General features: G+C 65.8%; 18 protein-coding genes. All 18 read right to left on the minus strand.

What is annotated here, in order from left to right; genetic code table 11:
- Positions 1 to 25 precede the first annotated feature (25 nt).
- The 18 genes from FHS97_RS13215 to ndhC all read right to left on the minus strand — a co-directional run bounded on the left by FHS97_RS13215 (position 26) and on the right by ndhC (position 18,362).
- A complete protein-coding gene (locus tag FHS97_RS13215) occupies positions 26 to 1,666 on the minus strand; it encodes a ribonuclease J (protein WP_184038669.1) in 1,641 nt (546 codons plus the stop codon).
- An 84-nt stretch (positions 1,667 to 1,750) separates the two neighbouring features.
- Positions 1,751 to 2,539: a type III pantothenate kinase gene (locus FHS97_RS13220; RefSeq protein ID WP_184038672.1), complete on the minus strand. Its 789-nt coding sequence runs from the start codon at positions 2,537 to 2,539 to the stop codon at positions 1,751 to 1,753.
- A gap of 13 nt (positions 2,540 to 2,552) precedes the next feature.
- Positions 2,553 to 3,257, minus strand: coding sequence for a biotin--[acetyl-CoA-carboxylase] ligase (locus FHS97_RS13225; protein ID WP_184039126.1), 705 nt, complete (start codon positions 3,255 to 3,257; stop codon positions 2,553 to 2,555).
- A 19-nt stretch (positions 3,258 to 3,276) separates the two neighbouring features.
- Positions 3,277 to 4,737 (minus strand): NADH-quinone oxidoreductase subunit NuoN, encoded by a 1,461-nt coding sequence (gene nuoN / locus FHS97_RS13230; protein ID WP_184038675.1) that lies wholly within the window; start codon positions 4,735 to 4,737, stop codon positions 3,277 to 3,279.
- Entirely contained in the window at positions 4,737 to 6,275 is a 1,539-nt protein-coding gene (locus tag FHS97_RS13235; RefSeq protein WP_184038679.1) for an NADH-quinone oxidoreductase subunit M, read from the minus strand. Before FHS97_RS13235 ends, nuoN begins: the two co-directional genes overlap by 1 nt.
- Positions 6,276 to 6,291: 16 nt before the next feature.
- The gene (nuoL, locus tag FHS97_RS13240) at positions 6,292 to 8,409 is read right to left on the minus strand and encodes an NADH-quinone oxidoreductase subunit L (protein ID WP_184038683.1); all 2,118 of its coding nucleotides are present in this window, start codon (positions 8,407 to 8,409) and stop codon (positions 6,292 to 6,294) included.
- Between the two features lie 6 nt (positions 8,410 to 8,415).
- The gene (gene nuoK / locus FHS97_RS13245) at positions 8,416 to 8,730 is read right to left on the minus strand and encodes an NADH-quinone oxidoreductase subunit NuoK (protein ID WP_037489584.1); all 315 of its coding nucleotides are present in this window, start codon (positions 8,728 to 8,730) and stop codon (positions 8,416 to 8,418) included.
- 8 nt (positions 8,731 to 8,738) lie between these two features.
- On the minus strand, positions 8,739 to 9,350 hold the full coding sequence (locus FHS97_RS13250) for an NADH-quinone oxidoreductase subunit J (protein WP_159758668.1): 612 nt from the start codon (positions 9,348 to 9,350) through the stop codon (positions 8,739 to 8,741).
- A gap of 85 nt (positions 9,351 to 9,435) precedes the next feature.
- Positions 9,436 to 9,921 carry an NADH-quinone oxidoreductase subunit NuoI gene (nuoI, locus tag FHS97_RS13255; protein WP_184038686.1) on the minus strand — a complete coding sequence of 162 codons (486 nt, stop codon included), beginning with the start codon at positions 9,919 to 9,921 and terminating at the stop codon, positions 9,436 to 9,438.
- A gap of 1 nt (position 9,922) precedes the next feature.
- On the minus strand, positions 9,923 to 10,969 hold the full coding sequence (gene nuoH, locus FHS97_RS13260; RefSeq protein WP_184038689.1) for an NADH-quinone oxidoreductase subunit NuoH: 1,047 nt from the start codon (positions 10,967 to 10,969) through the stop codon (positions 9,923 to 9,925).
- Positions 10,966 to 12,960: an NADH-quinone oxidoreductase subunit NuoG gene (gene nuoG, locus FHS97_RS13265; protein ID WP_184038693.1), complete on the minus strand. Its 1,995-nt coding sequence runs from the start codon at positions 12,958 to 12,960 to the stop codon at positions 10,966 to 10,968. The genes nuoH and nuoG overlap by 4 nt, the downstream gene beginning before the upstream one ends.
- Complete coding sequence (gene nuoF, locus FHS97_RS13270) at positions 12,960 to 14,264, minus strand: NADH-quinone oxidoreductase subunit NuoF (RefSeq protein WP_184038696.1); 1,305 nt, start codon at positions 14,262 to 14,264, stop codon at positions 12,960 to 12,962. Before nuoF ends, nuoG begins: the two co-directional genes overlap by 1 nt.
- Complete coding sequence (locus FHS97_RS13275; protein ID WP_184038700.1) at positions 14,261 to 14,956, minus strand: complex I 24 kDa subunit family protein; 696 nt, start codon at positions 14,954 to 14,956, stop codon at positions 14,261 to 14,263. Before FHS97_RS13275 ends, nuoF begins: the two co-directional genes overlap by 4 nt.
- Positions 14,956 to 15,294, minus strand: a complete 339-nt coding sequence (locus tag FHS97_RS13280; RefSeq protein WP_343053455.1) for a nuclear transport factor 2 family protein — start codon at positions 15,292 to 15,294, stop codon at positions 14,956 to 14,958. Before FHS97_RS13280 ends, FHS97_RS13275 begins: the two co-directional genes overlap by 1 nt.
- On the minus strand, positions 15,291 to 16,586 hold the full coding sequence (locus FHS97_RS13285; RefSeq protein ID WP_246346668.1) for an NADH-quinone oxidoreductase subunit D: 1,296 nt from the start codon (positions 16,584 to 16,586) through the stop codon (positions 15,291 to 15,293). Before FHS97_RS13285 ends, FHS97_RS13280 begins: the two co-directional genes overlap by 4 nt.
- Complete coding sequence (locus FHS97_RS13290) at positions 16,583 to 17,431, minus strand: NADH-quinone oxidoreductase subunit C (RefSeq protein WP_184038702.1); 849 nt, start codon at positions 17,429 to 17,431, stop codon at positions 16,583 to 16,585. Before FHS97_RS13290 ends, FHS97_RS13285 begins: the two co-directional genes overlap by 4 nt.
- Complete coding sequence (locus FHS97_RS13295) at positions 17,428 to 17,997, minus strand: NuoB/complex I 20 kDa subunit family protein (RefSeq protein WP_376699672.1); 570 nt, start codon at positions 17,995 to 17,997, stop codon at positions 17,428 to 17,430. Before FHS97_RS13295 ends, FHS97_RS13290 begins: the two co-directional genes overlap by 4 nt.
- Positions 17,988 to 18,362, minus strand: coding sequence for an NADH-quinone oxidoreductase subunit A (ndhC, locus tag FHS97_RS13300; protein ID WP_058755455.1), 375 nt, complete (start codon positions 18,360 to 18,362; stop codon positions 17,988 to 17,990). The genes FHS97_RS13295 and ndhC overlap by 10 nt, the downstream gene beginning before the upstream one ends.
- Between the last annotated feature and the right edge of the window lie 77 nt (positions 18,363 to 18,439).

Here is an 18,439-nt window from a genome sequence, read left to right on the forward strand (position 1 = left end):
GCGTCCTCCTGCCAGGCGTTCCGGATCAGACCTGCACGATCACGACGTCGACGATCGGCTTCTTGCCGGTCCACCGCGTCGCGACCTTGCGGACCGCCATCCGCACGTCCTCGCGCAGCCGCTCGCGGTCGCGCGGGCGCCCGGCCATCGCCTCGGCCGCTGCCTCGATCGCCTCTGCGAGGAACGGCTCGCGCTCTTCCTCGACCGGCACGCCCTGCACGCGCACGTCAGGCGTCCCGCCGGCCCGGCCGTTGCGATCGACCGCGATCCCGACCGAGATCTGGCCGTTGACCGCGACGCGCCGCCGCTCGTTGATCGTGCTGCCGTCGGCCGGCAGGATCACGTCGCCGTCGAGCACCAGCCGCCCGACCGGCACGTTGCCGATCTTCTTCGGCGCCCCCGGTGCCAGCCGCACCATGTCGCCATTGGTCTGCACCACCGTATTGGCGATGCCCTGCGACAGCCCGTAGCGCGCGTGCTCCATCAGGTGCCGCATCTCGCCGTGCACCGGGACGAGCGAGGTCGGACGCAGCCAGCCGTACATCTTCGCCAGCTCCGGCCGACCGGGATGCCCCGAGACGTGCACATGCGCCTGCTTCTCGGTCACCATCTCGACACCCTTGGCGGCAAGCTGGTTCTGGATGCGACCGATCGCGACCTCGTTGCCGGGAATCTGCTTCGACGAGAAGATCACCATGTCGCCCATCTCGACCGCGACCGGATGGCTGCCCGCCGCGATCCGTGCCAGCGCCGCGCGCTCCTCGCCCTGCCCGCCGGTGGCGACGATCAGCACGCGGTTCTTGGGCAGCCGCATCGCCGCGTCGACGTCGACGGTCTGCGGGAAGTTCTTGAGATAGCCGGTCGCCTTGGCGACGCGGATGATCCGGTCGAGCGAGCGCCCGGTCACGCAGAGCTTGCGCCCGGTTTCCTCGGCGACCTGCCCGAGCGTATGGAGCCGCGCGGCGTTCGACGCAAAGGTCGTCACCACCACACGACCACGTGCGCGCGCGACGCTCTTGGTGAGCCCCTCGCGGACGGTCGCCTCGCTCGGCGAGGCTTCGGCATTGAACACGTTGGTCGAGTCGCAGACGAGCACGTCGATACCCTCCGCGCCAATCTCGGCGAGTTCCTCGGGCGTCGCAGGCTGGCCGATCACCGGGGTCGGATCGAGCTTCCAGTCGCCGGTGTGGAACACCTTGCCCGCGGGGGTGCCGATCACCAGCGCGTTCGCCTCCGGGATCGAGTGCGACAGCGGCACGACCTCGACCTCGAACGGGCCGACCTTGAACGACTTGCGCGCCTCGACCAGCCGGATCTTTACCCGGTCCTCGATCCGCTCCTCTTCCAGCTTGCCCCGCACCAGCCCGGCGGTGAACGGCGTCGCATAGATCGGCACGCCGAGATCCTCGGCCAGATACGGCAGCGCGCCGATATGGTCCTCATGCCCGTGCGTCAGCACGATCCCGACCAAATCGTCGATCCGCTCCTCGATGAAGCGGAGATCGGGCAGGATCACGTCGATGCCGGGGTAATGCGCGTCAGCAAACGTCACGCCGCAATCGACCATCAGCCATTTGCCGGCGTGGCCGTACAGGATCACGTTCATGCCGATTTCGCCGGACCCACCCAGCGCGCAGAAAAGAAGCTCGTTATTCTTCGGTGTCATTATATTCCTTTGGATGCCGGCACCGCGGCCCGTCCGCATCGCAGCGGCAGGCAGGGAAGACGGACGATCGCGCCGGCAAAGCGGTCATGCGTCGATATGGGCGCGCGCGTACATGATCGCCAGACCCTGGATCGTCAGGTCGGGTTCGATCGCGTCGAACGCGTCGGTATGTTGTTCGAACAGCGTGGCAAGGCCGCCGGTGGCGATTACCTTCACGGGCCGGGCGATCTCGCGCTTCATGCGCGCGACCAGCCCCTCGATCATCGCGATATAGCCCCAGTAGATGCCGATGTTCATCTGATCGACGGTATTGCGTCCGATCACGCTCTCGGTGGCCGGGGCCTCGATCGCGATCCGCGGCAGCTTGGCGGCAGCCATTACCAGCGCGTCGAGCGACAGGTTGATTCCCGGCGCGATGATCCCGCCCTTATATGCGCCGTCGAAGTCGGAATGGTCGAAGGTCGTCGCGGTGCCGAAGTCGATCACGATCAGGTCGCCGGCATGGAGCGCGTGCGCCGCGATCGTGTTGACCGCGCGATCCGCGCCGAGGCTGCGCGGCTCGTCGACGTCGACCGACAACTGCCAGTCGACCGGCGCACGTCCGGCGATCAGCGCATCGGTGCGGAAATATTTGCTGGCCAGCACTTCGAGATTGTGGAGCGCGCGCGGGACGACGGTCGAGATGATGACCGCCGTCACATCCTCGCGCGTGTATCCCTCCAGCTGGAGCAACTGGCTGAGCCACACCGCATATTCGTCGGCGGTGCGGCGCGGGTCGGTGGCGATCCGCCAGCGCGCGCGGATCTCGCGCGTCGCCGGCTGGACGAGCGCGAAGACGATATTGGTGTTGCCGGCATCGACCGCGAGCAGCATCGCCTTCCTCTCCCTAGACCATGAACACGTCGCCGGCATGGATGACATGCCGCGTACCGTCCGCCAAGCCGAGCAGCAGCGCACCGCTCGTATCGAGCCCAAGGAATTGCCCCATCAGCGTCGTCTGGTCGGGAAGCCGCACGCTGAGCGCGGTGCCGACCGGGTGGGCGCGCGTGCTCCAGCGCGCGGCGACCGGTGCGATCCCCTGCCCGCGCCACACCGCCAGCGACGCGGCGAAGCGATCGGCGAGACTTTCCAGCAGCGTCGCCGCGTCCACGGTCGCCCCGGCTGCGCGCAGGCTGGTGGTGGCGCGGTCGGCCAGCGCCGGATGATGCGCGACGTTGACCCCGATCCCGACCACCACATACGCCGCGCCGCGTTCGAGAAGGATCCCGGACAGCTTCGCGCCATCGAGCAACAGGTCGTTGGGCCACTTCAACTGCAACGCGCGCGGGTCGGGCAGTGCGGTACGCAGCACCTCCTCCAGCGCGACCGCCGCGACCAGCGCCAGCCCCGCGGCCGGCGGATCGTCAGGGCGGATCGCGACCAACGTGCTCGCATAGAGATTGCCGGCGGGCGAGTCCCAGACCCGCCCCTGCCGCCCGCGCCCGGCGGTCTGCTGCTCGGCGCGCAGCCATGTGCCCTCGTCGACCGCGCGGTCGCCCGCGAGCGCCAGCAGGTCGGCGTTGGTCGACCCGGTCGCCGGTACCGTCAGGATCCGGGGCAGCGCCGCCGCCTCAGAAGAGGCTGTTGGCGGCAGCGAGCGTCCAGGCCGACAGCGCCGGAATGGCGAGATAGCCGAGCGGCGAGACGAATACCGCCGCAACCGCGATCAGCCCGCCCTCGAGCTTGTCGCCCGCGCCGAACGTTCCGGTCGGTTCGTCGAAGTACATCGTCTTGACGAGACGCAGATAATAATAGGCACCGATCACGCTGAACACGACGCCGACCACCGCCAGCGGGAACAGCCCGGCCTGCACCGCGGCGTAGAAGACCGCGAATTTGGCGTAGAAACCGAACAGCGGCGGGATGCCGGCGAGCGAGAACATGAAGATCGCCAGCGCCGCCGCCAGCCCCGGCCGCGTCCGCGACAGGCCGGCGAGGCTGTCGATCGTCTCGATCGGCTGCCCGTCGGCATCGCGCATCTGCAGCACGACGAGGAAGCTGCCCAGCGTCATCGCCAAATAGATCGTCATATAGGTCATCACCGACGCCACACCTTCCGGCGTGCCCGCGGCGAGTCCGATCAGCGCGAAGCCGACGTTGTTGATCGACGAATAGGCGAGCAGGCGCTTGACGTTCTGCTGGCCGATCGCCGCGACCGCACCGAGCAGGATCGAGGCGAGCGACGCGAAGATCACGATCTGCCGCCACTGCACCTCGGCCGGGCCCATCGCCTCGATCGCGACGCGAACCGCCAGTGCGATCGCCGCGACCTTGGGCGCGGAGGCGAAGAACGCGGTCACCGGCGTCGGCGCGCCTTCGTAGACGTCGGGGGTCCACATGTGGAACGGCACCGCCGAGATCTTGAACGCCAGCCCCGCGAACACGAACACCAAGCCGAACAGCAGCCCCAGCGAGCGCCCGCTGCCTGTCAGCGGCGCGGCGGCATAAGCCCCTGCGATCTCGTCGAACATCGTGGAGCCGGTAAAACCGTAGACGAGGCTGATGCCGTAGAGCAGAATGCCGCTCGCCAGCGCGCCGAGCACGAAATACTTGAGCCCCGCCTCGGCCGAGCGCGTATCCTGCCGCATGAAGCTGGCCAGCACATAAGCCGCAAGGCTCTGCAGTTCGAGCCCGACGTAGAGCGTCAGCAGATCGCCCGCCGACACCATCATCCCCATGCCGCAGGCCGACAGCAGGATCAGCACCGGATATTCCGGTCGCAGGTCCGCGCCCGCGGTGCGCCGGAAGAAATCAGGGGCCATCAGGATAGCGACCGCCGCGCCGATGTAGATCAGCACCTTGGCAAAAGCCGCAAACGCGTCTGCACGGTACAGGCCGTAGAAGGCGTCACCACCGGCCGAGGCCGGGCCGGTCAGCGCGATCAACGCCCCGCCGAGCACCGCGACCGACACCCACGACACCGCTTTGGTCGAGGCCGGGCCACCCCAGGCGGCGACCAGCATCAACGCGATCGCTCCAACCGCGAGCACCAGCTCGGGCAGCGTCATCGCCAGATTGGCGGCGTAATCCATCAGTGCGCGCTCCCATGCGCAGAAGTTTCGGCATGTGCGGCCGGCACGACCCCGGTGCCCTTGGTGGGCAGCGAGTCACCGGCCGGCTTGGCGCGGTCGATCCGCGCCAGCAGGATCTGCGTATCCTTGCGCATCGGCGCGAGGAAGCTCTCCGGATAGACGCCCATCCACAGCACCGCCGCCGCGATCGGGACGAGCAGCCACAGCTCGCGCGGGGTCAGGTCCGACATCTGCCGCACCTCCTCGGACTTGATCTCGCCGAACACCACGCGCCGGTAGAGGTACAGCATGTACCCCGCCCCGAGGATGATCCCGGTGGTGCACAGCAGCGCGATCGTGGTCGACACCTGATAGGTGCCCATCAGGCTCAGCAATTCGCCGACGAAGTTGCTCGTGCCCGGCAGGCCGATCGAGGCCATCGTGAACAGCAGGAACAGGATCGCATAGCGCGGCATGTTGATCGCAAGCCCGCCGTAGCGGCTGATCTCGCGCGTGTGCAGCCGGTCGTAGATCACGCCGACGCACAGGAACAGCGCGCCCGACACCAGGCCGTGACCCAGCATCACCATCATCGCGCCCTCGATCCCCTGCGCGTTGAAGGCGAACAGGCCGATCGTGACGATCGCCATGTGCGCGACCGACGAATAGGCGATCAGCTTCTTCATGTCCGACTGCACCAGCGCGACGAGGCTGGTGTAGATCACCGCCACCGCGCTCAACCCGAACACCAGCCACACGAGGCTCGCCGACGCTTCGGGGAACATCGGCAGGCTGAAGCGCAGGAAGCCGTAACCGCCGAGCTTGAGCAGCACGCCCGCGAGGATCACCGACCCGGCGGTCGGCGCCTGCACGTGCGCATCGGGCAGCCAGGTGTGGACCGGCCACATCGGCATCTTGACCGCGAACGACGCGAAGAACGCCAGCCACAGCCATGTCTGCACACTCGCCGGGAAGTCGTAGTTGAGCAGCACCGGGATGCTGGTCGTTTCCGCGGTGATGCTCATGTAGAGCATTGCGATGAACATCAGCAGCGAGCCGAGCAGCGTGTACAGGAAGAACTTGTACGACGCGTAGATGCGGTTCACCCCGCCCCAGATACCGATGATCAGGAACATCGGGATCAGGCCGGCTTCGAAAAAGATGTAGAACAGGAACAGGTCCTGCGCGGCGAAGGTGCCGATCATCAGCACCTCCGTGAACAGGAACGCCGCCATATATTCCGGCACGCGCTTTTCGATCGCCTGCCAGCTCGCCCCGATGCAGATCGGCATCAGGAACACCGACAGCACAATCAGCAGCAGCGCATAGCCGTCGATGCCGAGCGCCCAGCCGAAACGGCCGAACAGCGGGGCATATTCGACGAACTGCCACTGCGCGCCACCGACATCGAACGACGTCCACAGCAGCACGCCGAGCGCGAGATCGATCAGCGTCGCGACCAGCGCGGTGAGGCGCGCCGCGGGAGCGGAGAGGAACAGACACGCAATGGCGGCGACCGCGGGGATCGCCAGCATCAGCGAGAGGATCGGGAACGACATCTTCCTTCTCCCCCGCTCAGCCCGCGATCGCCCACGTGATCGCGGCGGTGAGCCCGATCAGCATGACGAATGCATAAGTATAGACATATCCGGTCTGGAGACGAACCGCCGCACGGCTTCCCACCTGCACCAGCCACGCCGAGCCGTTCGGCCCGAAGCGGTCGATCGTCCCCTCGTCGCCACGGTGCCACAGCAGGCGACCGATCGCGAACGCCGGGCGCACAAACAGGAAGTGGTAGAGCTGGTCGAAATACCACTTGTTGAGCAGGAAGCGGTATAGCGGCTGGAAGGTGTCCGCGAACTTCGCGGGTGCGTCCGGCGAGCGGATGTACGTCAGGTAGGCGATCAGCAGCCCCGACAGCATCACGATCGTCGCCGCCAGCTGCACCAGCAGCGGGACCTGATGCATTTCGTGCATCAGATGTTCGTTGAAGAACAACGCGCCCTTCCAGAACCCGCCGGCGCTCTCCGGATCGATGAACCAGCGATGGAACACGAACCCGGCTGCGACCGCGCCGACTGACAGCACGATCAGCGGGATCAGCATGACGATCGGACTCTCGTGCGGATGATAGCCGCCGGTGCCCTTCGGAATTTCGTTGAACCCGCGCGATTCGACGTGCGGCGCATGGCCGGCGTCCTCGCCCGCGGGATCGGGATGGTGCGCGTCGTCATGGCCGTGCGCGTGCGCATCACCATGATCGTGCGCGTGATCGTCATGGCCGTGCCCGTGCGCGCCGTGGAGCGCATGCTGGATATGCTCCGACGCCGCCCAGCGCGGTTCCCCCCAGAAGGTCAGGAACATCAACCGCCACGAATAGAAGCTCGTCAGCAACGCCGCGAACACCCCGACCATCGACGCAACGGGCGACCCCGCGGCCCACGCCACCTCGATGATCGCATCCTTCGAGTGATAGCCTGCGAATCCGCCGATGCCGTAGATGCCCACGCCGGTGATCGCGAGCGTGCCCAGCAACATCGCCCAGAAGGTGACCGGGATCGCCTTCCGCAGACCGCCGTAGAAACGCATGTCCTGCTCATGGTGCATCGCATGGATCACCGAGCCGGCCCCGAGGAACAGCAGCGCCTTGAAGAACGCGTGCGTGAACAGGTGGAACATCGCCGCCCCATAGGCGCCGACACCAGCCGCGAAGAACATATAGCCGAGCTGCGAACAGGTCGAATAGGCGATCACGCGCTTGATGTCGGTCTGCGTCGTGCCGATCGTCGCCGCAAACAGACAGGTCGCGGCACCGATGAAGGTCACGAAGCCCATCGCGGTCGGCGAGGTCTCGAACATCGGCGACAGGCGGCACACCATGAACACACCCGCGGTCACCATCGTCGCGGCGTGGATCAGCGCCGACACCGGGGTCGGGCCTTCCATCGCGTCCGGCAGCCAGGTGTGCAGCCCGAGCTGCGCCGACTTGCCCATCGCGCCGACGAACAGCAGCAGGCACAGCACCGTCATCGTATCGGCGCGGAACCAGAGGAAGCCGATCGTCGACCCCGCCATCGACGGCGCGGCGGCGAGGATCGCCGGGATCGAGACGGTGTTGAAGACCAGATAGGTGCCGAAGATCCCGAGCATGAAACCGAGATCGCCGACGCGGTTCACGACGAACGCCTTGATCGCCGCGGCATTGGCGCTCGGCTTGCGGAACCAGAAACCGATCAGCAGATAGCTGGCGAGGCCGACGCCTTCCCAGCCGAAGAACATCTGGATCAGATTGTCCGCTGTCACCAGCATCAGCATCGCGAAGGTGAACAGCGACAGATAGGCGAAGAAGCGCGGCTGGTCCGGGTCCTCACTCATATAGCCCCAGCTATAGAGGTGGACGAGCGCCGAGACGCTGGTGATCACCACCAGCATCACCGCGGTCAGCGCGTCGACACGCAGCGCCCATGACACGTCGAACGTGCCCGAGGTCATGAAATGCAGCACCGGCGTCACCGACGCCTCGCTGCTGCCCATTAGGAAGCCAATGAACACGGGCCATGACAAAGCGCAGGACAGAAACAGCCCGCCGGTCGTGATCGCCTTGGGGAAAGTCGCGCCGAACGACTTGTTCGCGAACCCGGCGACGATCGCCGCGACGAGCGGGACGAAGACGATGAAGAGGATCGAATGCACCGGAATTTATCCCTTCATCCGGCTGGGATCGTCGACCGAGATCGAGCCGCGGCCGCGGAAGAAGATGACGAGAATGGCGAGCCCGATCGCCGCCTCGCCGGCGGCGACGGTCAACACGAACATCGCGAACACCTGCCCGACGAGATCCTGCAGCGCCGCCGAGAAGGCGACCAGGTTGATGTTCACCGCCAGCAGGATCAGCTCGATCGCCATCAGGATGACGATGATGTTCTTACGGTTGAGGAAGATCCCCAGCACGCCCATCGTGAACAGGATCGCCGCGACGACCAGATAGTGGACGAGGCCGACGCCTCCCGACATGGCCGCGTTCACAGCTGTACCCCCTGACCGATCTCCGGCCGCACGTTGCGCGTCGCGTCCTGTGGTCGGCGCGCATTCTGCCGCGCGATATTCTGGTAGCGCGACCCCGACCGCTCGCGGTGGGTCAGCACGATCGCGCCAATCATCGCGACCAGCAGCACCAGCCCCGCGCCCTCGAAGATGAACAGATAGCGCGTGTAGAGCAGGTTGCCGATCTGGACGATGTTCGGGACGACATGATCGGTCGGCGCCGCACGCCGCGCGAGGTCGATCCCGCCCGCGCTCCATGCGCCAACGCCAATGAGGATTTCGGCGACCAAGGCCACCGCGAGCACCAGCCCGATCCCGAAGTAACGGACGAACCCGGCACGCAGCTCGGCGAAGTCGATGTCGAGCATCATGACCACGAACAGGAACAGCACCGCGACCGCGCCGACATAGACGATGACAAGCAGCATCGCGATGAACTCGGCACCGACCAGCACCATCAGCCCGGCGGCGTTGAAGAACGCGAGGATCAGCCACAGCACCGAATGCACCGGATTGCGCGACGAGATCGTCATCGCGCCGGACAGCAGCACGACGAGCGCGAATAGATAGAAGGCGATGGCCTGGATCATAGCGCCTCCCCCGCGTCCGCACGCCCGCGGCGCGCGCTGAATGAAACCGTCAAAATCATCTCGACCCCTGATGTCACGCGAGCGCCTACCGGTACGGCGCGTCGGCGGCAAGGTTCGCGGCGATCGCGCGTTCCCACCGGTCGCCGTTGTCGAGCAGCTTGGCCTTGTCGTAGATCAGCTCCTCGCGCGTCTCGGTCGAGAAGTCGAGGTTCGGCCCCTCGACGATCGCGTCGACCGGGCATGCTTCCTGACACAGGCCGCAATAGATGCACTTGGTCATGTCGATGTCGTAGCGCGTCGTACGGCGGCTGCCGTCGTCGCGCGGCTCGGCCTCGATCGTGATCGCCTGCGCCGGACACACCGCTTCGCACAGCTTGCACGCGATGCAGCGCTCTTCCCCGTTCGGATAGCGGCGCAGCGCATGTTCGCCGCGGAAGCGCGGGCTCAGCGGGTTCTTCTCGTACGGATAGTTGATCGTCGCCTTCGGCTTGAAGAAATACTTCAGCGTCAGCGCATGCGCCTTCACGAACTCGTAGAGCGTGAACGCCTTGATCGTCTGCGCGATACCCATCTTACACTCCCACGCGCATGAACATCAGCACGCCCGACACCAGGAACACCCAGAACAGTGACAGCGGCAGGAACACCTTCCACCCCAGCCGCATCAGCTGGTCGTACCGGTAGCGCGGCACCGTCGCCTTGATCCACGAGAAGACGAAGAAGAAGAACAGGATCTTGGCGAACAGCCAGATGATCCCCGGCACCATGTACAGCGGCGCCCAGTCGAACGGCGGCAGATAGCCACCCCAGAACAAGGTCGCGTTGAGCGTACACATCAACAGCACGTTCGCATATTCGCCGAGCCAGTAGAGCGCGAACGCCATCGACGAATATTCGGTCTGATAGCCAGCGACCAGCTCGCTCTCCGCCTCGGTCAGGTCGAACGGCGCGCGCTGCGTTTCCGCCAGCGACGAGATCAGGAACACGACGCTCATCGGAAACAGCAAGGGATTGAACCCAAAGCCGTTGATGAAGCCGTACAGCCCCTTTTGCGCCTCGACGATCGTCGTCAGGTTGAACGACCCCGCCCACATCACCACCGAGATCAGCACGAAGCCGATCGCGACTTCATAGCTGACCATCTGCGCCGCGGCGCGGATCGCCGAGAAGAACGGATATTTGGAATTCGACGACCAGCCGGCGAGGATGATCCCATACACACCCAGCGACGACGCCGCGAGCACGTAGAGCAGCCCGACGTTGATGTTCGCGAGCACCACGCCCGGCTGGAACGGCACCACCGCCCAGACGATCAGCGCGACCGTGAAGGTGATGATCGGCGCGAGCAGGAACAGCCCACGGTTCGCCGCCGACGGCACGATCGTTTCCTGAAGGAAGACCTTCAGCCCGTCCGCGAACGACTGCAACAGCCCGAACGGGCCGACGACGTTCGGGCCACGGCGCAGCGCCATCGCCGCCCAGATCTTGCGGTCGGCATAGATGATCATCGCCACCGACAGCATCAACGGCAGCGCGATCGCCAGAATCCCGACGATCGTCGCGAGGAACCACGCCCATCCATAAGGAAGGCCGACGGTATGATTGAAGAAGTCGGTCACTCCGCCGCCTCCGCGAAGCTCTCGCCATGCACCAGTTCGGCCGAGCAGCGCTGCATCGTCGGCGACGCCCGGCAAATGGCGTTGGTGAGATAGAAGTCCTTGATTGGATAGCCTTCGAGCACGCCCTCTGCGGTCGTGCCGAGCGCCGGCGCGTGCCACGCAAAGGTCTTGAGCCCCAGCGTCGCCAGCTCCGGGCAGTCGAGCGCCATCGCCGCGCGCAATTCGTCGAGCGTGTCGAACGGCAGCGTCTGGCCGAGCCGCTCGCTGAGCGCGCGGAAGATCGTCCAGTCCTCGCGCGCGTCACCTGGCGGGAACACCGCACGCTCGCCGCGCTGGACGCGGCCTTCGAGGTTGACGAACGTCCCCGATTTCTCGGCATAGCTCGCGCCCGGCAGGATCACGTCGGCATGATGCGCGCCGCGGTCGCCGTGATGGCCGACATAGACCTTGAAGCCGGTGAAGCGCGCATGGTCGCACTCGTCGGCACCGAGGAAGAAGGTCAGCTTCGCGTCGTACAATGCAGAAATACCGGCCTTTTGCGCATAGCCGAGCATCAACCCGCCCATCCGCGACGCCGCCATGTGGACGACGTTGAAACCGTTCCAGCCGTCCTTGACCAGCCCCAGCGTCTCGACCAGCCCGAGCGCTGCGCCATGCGCGCCCTTCAGCGCCGCGCCGCCGACGATCACCATCGGCTTGCTCGCCTTGCCGAACGCCCCGGTCACGCGCTCGGGCAGCTTGCCGAGCACCGACAGGTCCGCGCCCAGCCACTCGACCTTGTAGGTCAGCTCGGTTTCCGGCCCAATCGCGAAGACCTTCGCGCCCTTCTTGATCGCCTTGCGGATGCGCGTGTTCACCAGCGGCGCTTCCCAGCGAAGGTTGGTGCCGACCAGCAGGATTGCGTCCGCCTCTTCGGTGCCCGCGATCGTGGTGTTGAAGTTGACCGCGGCAAGGCTGGACGTGTCATAGTCCATCCCGGTCTGCCGCCCTTCGAGCAGCGACGAGCCGACGCCCTTGAGAAGCGCCTTGGCCGCGAACATCGTCTCGCAGTCGACCAGATCGCCCGCGACCGCCGCAACCGAGCCGCCGTGGTCCACCGCCGCGATCGCCGCGAACGCCTCGTCCCACGTCACCGCGTGCAGCTTGCCGTCGCGGCGCACATACGGCCGATCGAGCCGCTTGCGGACCAGCCCGTCGACCGCGTGGCGGGTCTTGTCGCTCGCCCATTCCTCGTTGACGTCGTCGTTGACGCGCGGGACCGCCCGCAGCACCTGCCGGCCGCGGCTGTCGAGGCGGATGTTGGTGCCGACCGCGTCCATGACGTCGATCGTCAACGTCTTGCGCAGCTCCCACGGGCGCGCCTCGAACGCGTAGGGCTTGCTGGTCAGCGCGCCGACCGGACACAGATCGACGACATTGCCGCTCAATTCGCTGCTGACCGCTTCCTCCAGATAGGAAGTGATCTGCATGTTCTCGCCGCGATAGATCGCGCCGATCTCCTCGACGCCCGCGACTTCCTCGGCGAAGCGGATGCAGCGCGTGCACTGGATGCAGCGGGTCATGACCGTCTTGACGATCGGCCCCATATACTTCTCGGTGACCGCGCGCTTGTTCTCGTCGAAGCGCGAATGGCCGCGGCCATAAGCGATCGACTGGTCCTGCAAGTCGCACTCGCCACCCTGATCGCAGATCGGGCAATCGAGCGGGTGGTTGATGAGCAGGAATTCCATGATGCCCTCGCGGGCATGCTTCACCATCGGCGTGTTGGTGAAGATCTCCTGGTTCTCCGCGGCCGGCAGCGCGCAGCTCGCCTGCGGCTTGGGTGGTCCCGGCTTCACCTCGACCAGACACATCCGGCAATTGCCGGCGATCGACAGCCGTTCGTGGTAGCAGAAGCGCGGGATCTCCTTGCCGGCCAGCTCGCACGCCTGCAGCACGGTGGCGCCCTGCGGCACCTCGATCTCGACTCCGTCGACTTTGACCTTGGGCATTATTCAGCAGCTTCCTGCATCGGGGCGACGTTGCCGCCACGCTCGTTGATGCGACGCTCAAGCTCGGGGCGGAAATGCTTGATGAGCCCCTGGATCGGCCACGCCGCCGCGTCACCCAGCGCGCAGATCGAATGGCCCTCGACCTGCTTGGTCACCTGCTGGAGCATGTCGATCTCGCCGATCTCGGCGTCGCCGGTGCGCAGCCGCTCCATCACGCGCCACATCCAGCCGGTGCCTTCACGGCACGGCGTGCACTGGCCGCAGCTCTCGTGCTTGTAGAAGTACGACAGCCGCGCGATCGCGCGCACCACGTCGGTCGACTTGTCCATGACGATCACCGCCGCGGTGCCGAGCCCGGAGCCGACCGCCTTGAGGCCGTCGAAGTCCATCGGCGCGTCCATGATGTCCTTTGCGGGCACCAGCGGCACCGACGACCCGCCCGGGATCACCGCGAGAAGATTGTCCCAGCCGCCACGGATGCCGCCGCAATGCTTCTCGATCAGCTCGCGGAACGGGATGCTCATCGCCTCTTCGACGACGCACGGCGTGTTTACATGGCCCGAGATCTGGAAGAGCTTGGTGCCCTTGTTGTTCTCCGCGCCGAAGCTGGAGAACCACGCAGCGCCGCGGCGCAGGATCGTCGGGGCGACCGCGATCGACTCGACGTTGTTGACCGTCGTCGGGCAACCGTACAGCCCCGCGCCGGCCGGGAACGGCGGCTTGAGTCGCGGCTGGCCCTTCTTGCCCTCGAGGCTTTCGAGCATCGCGGTTTCTTCGCCGCAAATGTACGCGCCCGCGCCACGGTGGACGAAGACGTCGAAGTCATAACCCGACCCGCAGGCGTTCTTGCCGACGAGGCCCTTGTCATACGCCTCGGCGACCGCCGCGAACAGCACCTCGGCCTCGCGGATATATTCGCCGCGGATGTAGATGTACGCCGCGCGCGCGCGCATCGCGAAGCCCGCGACCAGCGCGCCCTCGATCAGCTTGTGCGGATCGTGGCGGATGATCTCGCGGTCCTTGCACGACCCCGGCTCTGATTCATCGGCGTTGATGACGAGAAAGTTCGGCCGGTCGGGCTTGGGCTCCTTGGGCATGAACGACCATTTGGTGCCGGTCGGGAATCCTGCCCCGCCGCGCCCGCGCAAGCCCGACGCCTTGATGACATCGATGATCTTGTCCTGGCCAAGCGCCAGCAGCGCCTTGGTATTGTCCCAGTCGCCGCGCGCCATCGCCGCGTCCAACCGCCACGACTGATAGCCGTAGAGGTTGGTGAAGATGCGATCCTTGTCGAGCAGGCTCATGCGTCCGCTCCCTGCGTCACGACATTCCATTCGTCGCGATAATCGTGGTTTTCGGTCACCATCGCGGTCAGCGAGGTCGGTCCGCCCTTCGGCTCGACCGTGTGGCGACCCGGCTCCTGCGTCCCAGGCTTGGGTGCGCCGCCGTTTGCCAGCGTCTCGAGGATCGCGATGGTGCGGTCGTAATCGAGGTCTTCGTAATTGTCGTCGTTGATCTGCACCATCGGCGCCGACGCGCAATTGCCCATGCACTCGACCTCGGTGAGCGTGAACAGGCCGTCGGGCGTGGTCTTGCCCTTGATGAGGCCCTTGTTCTTGCACGCCGCCAGCACGTCGTCCGACCCGCGCAACATGCACGGCGTGGTCCCGCACACCTGCACGTGGAAGCGGCCGACCGGCGCGAGATTGAACATCGTGTAGAAGGTCGCGACCTCGTAGACGCGCATATACGGCACGCCGATCTCGCGCGCGACGAACTCGATCACCGGGACCGGCAGCCAGCCCTGCGTCTGCGTCTCCGCGCCGACCTGACGCTGCGCCAGATCGAGCAGCGGGATCGACGCCGATTGCTCGCGCCCGGCCGGGTAGCGCGACAGGATCGCGTCACGCTTCGCCTTGCTGTCGTCGTTCCATTGGAACGCACCCCAGCGCGCGCGGACCTCGGCCTCGTCGGGGATGATGGGAGCGTCGGCCATCAGCGGATGAACTCCACGCGCGACACCTTGTCGCCATCGAAAGAATAGATCGACATCACTTCGAACTTCTCACCATCGGCCGCGCGCGCGACCTTCTCGTGCAGTAGCACCGTCTCGCCAAATTCCTGCGTCGACAGGATCTCGGCGCGATTCTCGGGATATTGCGCGAACATCGCCTTCAGCCCCGATCGAACGCCCTCGCGCCCCTCGCGCAGCACCGCCCCGAGATACATCGCCTCGCACGCATCGTCGGTCATCGCCGCCACATAGGCGTCGGCGTCCTGCGCATTATAGTGCGCGACCATCTGGTGTGCGACGGCGACGCGATCGACGCTCACCGGTCACACTCCCCGAACACGATGTCCATCGCGCCGAGAATAGCGGTGGTATCGGCCAGCATGTGCCCGCGGCTCATGAAGTCCATCGCCTGCAAATGCGAAAAGGCGGTCGGGCGGATCTTGCAGCGATACGGCTTGTTGCTGCCGTCGCTGACCAGATACACGCCGAACTCGCCCTTCGGGCTTTCGGTCGCGACATACACTTCGCCCGCGGGGACGTGATAGCCCTCGGTATACAGCTTGAAGTGGTGGATCAGCGCCTCCATCGAGCGCTTCATCTCGGCGCGCTTCGGCGGCACCACCTTGCGGTCAAGCGAAGCGATCGGCCCCTCCGGCATTTCGGCCAGGCATTGCTTCATGATCCGCGCCGACTGGCGTACCTCTTCGACGCGCACCATGAAGCGGTCGTAGCAGTCACCGCGCGTCCCGACCGGCACGTCGAAGTCCATCTTCGCATAGACGTCGTACGGCTGCGACTTGCGCAGATCCCACGGGATCCCCGCAGCACGGATCATCGGGCCGGAGAAGCCCCATTTGATCGCGTCCTCGCGGCTGACGGTCGCGATATCGACGTTGCGCTGCTTGAAGATGCGGTTGTCGGCGACGAGGCTGATCGCATCCTCGAACAGCCGCGGCAGCCGCGTGTCGAGCCAGTCGGCGATGTCGGTCAGCAGCTTGAGCGGCACGTCCTGGTGAACCCCGCCGGGGCGGAAATAATTGTGATGCATCCGCGCGCCGGTCGCGCGCTCGAGGAAGCCGTAGCAATCCTCGCGGATCTCAAACATCCACAGGTTCGGCGTCATCGCGCCGACGTCCATGACGTGCGACCCGAGATTGAGCATATGGTTCGAGATGCGCGTCAGCTCGGCGAAGAACACCCGCAGATATTGCGCGCGGATCGGCACTTCGAGATCGAGCAGCTTCTCGATTGCGAGCACGAAGGTGTGCTCCATGCACGCCGGCGAGCAATAATCGAGCCGGTCGAAATAGGGGATCGCCTGCGCGTAGGTCTTGTACTCGATCAGCTTCTCGGTGCCGCGATGCAGCAGCCCGACGTGCGGATCGATCCGCTCGACGATCTCGCCGTTCAGCTCCATCACGAGCCGCAGCACTCCGTGCGCCGCCGGGTGCTGCGGGCCGAAGTTAATGGTGTAATTCTGGATCGCCACGTCACCCTCGGTCGGGTGCGCGGCGTCGGTCGCGTGCAGGATCTTCTCGATCGCAGGATCGACCTCGCGATCGACCGCCTGCTCCTTCTCGACGTAGCTGTCCGTCACTGGCGTATCGGTCATTGGTTCTGCCCTCCGCCCTTCGACGGCACGACATCAGGGTCGGCCGGCTTCGGCACGGCATCGGTTTCGGCACGGCCCGCGCCGGTTTCGGCGGTGCTGGTCGTGTCCTTCTTGGCGTAAGGCTGGCTCGGCGCTGGCGCGTCCTGCTTCGGCGTCTGCGCGGCCCCCGCCTTCTGCACCTCGGTTGCGGTCGCCGGGGTCGGCGCGCCCTTCGCCTCGGGCAGCTTCGCCTTTTCGTCGCCGGGCAGCACATATTGCGCGCCTTCCCACGGGCTTTCGAAATCGAAGGTGCGGAAGTCCTGCGCCAGCTTCACCGGCTCATAGACGACGCGCTTCTGCTCTTCCGAATAGCGCAACTCGACGAACCCGGTCAGCGGGAAGTCCTTGCGGAACGGATGCCCCCGGAAGCCGTAATCGGTCAGGATGCGGCGCAGGTCGCGGTTGCCCGAGAACAGCACGCCGTACATGTCGTACACCTCGCGCTCCAGCCAGCCCGCGACCGGCCAGATGTCGGTCACCGACGGCACCGGCGTATCCTCGGTCGCGCCGACATGTACATGCAGCCGGTGGTTGCGGGTCAACGACAACAGGCAATAGACGATCTCGAACCGCTCGGCGCGGTCCGGATAGTCGACGCCCGCAATCTCCATGAGCTGCTGATATTCGAGCCCGGGCGTGTCGCGCAGCGCGATCAGCGCCGCGACCAGCCCGTCGCGCGTGACGTGCAATTGCACCTCGCCCGCGATCTCGACCGCGTCGAGCAACGCGCCGCCGATCGCGGCGCGCGCCGCGTCGACCGTCGCATCGTTGAGCTGCGCCGCCCAGGCGGGAGCCGGCGCCCTCACCGTTCGATGCTCCCGGCGCGGCGGATCTTCCGCTGCAACTGCATCACGCCGTAGAGCAGCGCCTCGGCGGTCGGCGGGCAGCCGGGGACGTAGATGTCGACCGGCACCACGCGATCGCAACCGCGCACCACGCTGTAGCTATAGTGATAATAGCCGCCGCCATTGGCGCACGACCCCATCGAGATGACGTACTTCGGCTCCGACATCTGGTCGTAGACCTTGCGGAGTGCCGGCGCCATCTTGTTGCAGAGCGTGCCGGCGACGATCATCACGTCCGACTGGCGCGGCGACGCACGCGGCGCGGCCCCGAACCGCTCCATGTCGTAGCGCGGCATGTTGACGTGGATCATCTCGACCGCACAACATGCAAGCCCGAACGTCATCCACCACAGCGAGCCGGTGCGCGCCCACTGGAACAGCTCTTCGGTCGAGGTGACGAGGAAGCCCTTGTCGTTCAGCTCGCCGTTTAGGCCATCGAAAAAGCCCTGGTCGGGCGCGATCACGCCCTGACCCGGCTCGGGATTGTTGACGAGCCCGATCGGCCCGGAGTGTGCTTCTACTCCCACTCCAGCGCTCCCTTCTTCCACGCGTAGACAAGGCCGAGCGCGAGTTCGGCGATAAAGATCATCATCGAGATCCATGCGGTCCAGCCGAGCGAGAAAACGCTGACTGCCCAAGGATATAGGAACGCCGCTTCGAGATCGAAGATGATGAACAGGATGGCGACCAGATAAAAGCGCACGTCGAATTGCGAGCGGCTGTCCTCGAACGCGGGGAAGCCGCATTCATATTCGGCCAGCTTTTCGGGCGTGGGTTTGGCCGCGCCGGTCAGCTTGGCGACCGCCATCGGCAGGAACACGAACGCGCTCGACAGCGCGAGCGCCACCCCCAGGAACAGGAGGATCGGTAGGTATTGCGACAGATCGACCACTATGTCTCTCTCGCCTCTCTCGCAGGTGCGAACGGAACGGGCACGCTCTAGACCCCCGCCTCCGGAGGGGCAAGGCC

The sequence above is a fragment of the Sphingomonas endophytica genome (genome assembly GCF_014199415.1).
GTDB classification, from domain to species: domain Bacteria; phylum Pseudomonadota; class Alphaproteobacteria; order Sphingomonadales; family Sphingomonadaceae; genus Sphingomonas; species Sphingomonas endophytica.

What these genes read in the sequence shown, in the direction of transcription:
- FHS97_RS13215 (WP_184038669.1), bottom strand. Translation starts at nt 1,666, where the DNA reads ATGACACCGAAGAATAACGAGCTTCTTTTCTGCGCGCTGGGTGGGTCC.
- FHS97_RS13220 (WP_184038672.1), bottom strand. Translation starts at nt 2,539, where the DNA reads ATGCTGCTCGCGGTCGATGCCGGCAACACCAATATCGTCTTCGCGCTC.
- nuoN (WP_184038675.1), bottom strand. Translation starts at nt 4,737, where the DNA reads ATGGATTACGCCGCCAATCTGGCGATGACGCTGCCCGAGCTGGTGCTC.
- FHS97_RS13235 (WP_184038679.1), bottom strand. Translation starts at nt 6,275, where the DNA reads ATGTCGTTCCCGATCCTCTCGCTGATGCTGGCGATCCCCGCGGTCGCC.
- nuoK (WP_037489584.1), bottom strand. Translation starts at nt 8,730, where the DNA reads ATGTCGGGAGGCGTCGGCCTCGTCCACTATCTGGTCGTCGCGGCGATC.
- FHS97_RS13250 (WP_159758668.1), bottom strand. Translation starts at nt 9,350, where the DNA reads ATGATCCAGGCCATCGCCTTCTATCTATTCGCGCTCGTCGTGCTGCTG.
- nuoI (WP_184038686.1), bottom strand. Translation starts at nt 9,921, where the DNA reads ATGGGTATCGCGCAGACGATCAAGGCGTTCACGCTCTACGAGTTCGTG.
- nuoG (WP_184038693.1), bottom strand. Translation starts at nt 12,960, where the DNA reads ATGCCCAAGGTCAAAGTCGACGGAGTCGAGATCGAGGTGCCGCAGGGC.
- nuoF (WP_184038696.1), bottom strand. Translation starts at nt 14,264, where the DNA reads ATGAGCCTGCTCGACAAGGATCGCATCTTCACCAACCTCTACGGCTAT.
- FHS97_RS13275 (WP_184038700.1), bottom strand. Translation starts at nt 14,956, where the DNA reads ATGGCCGACGCTCCCATCATCCCCGACGAGGCCGAGGTCCGCGCGCGC.
- FHS97_RS13285 (WP_246346668.1), bottom strand. Translation starts at nt 16,586, where the DNA reads ATGACCGATACGCCAGTGACGGACAGCTACGTCGAGAAGGAGCAGGCG.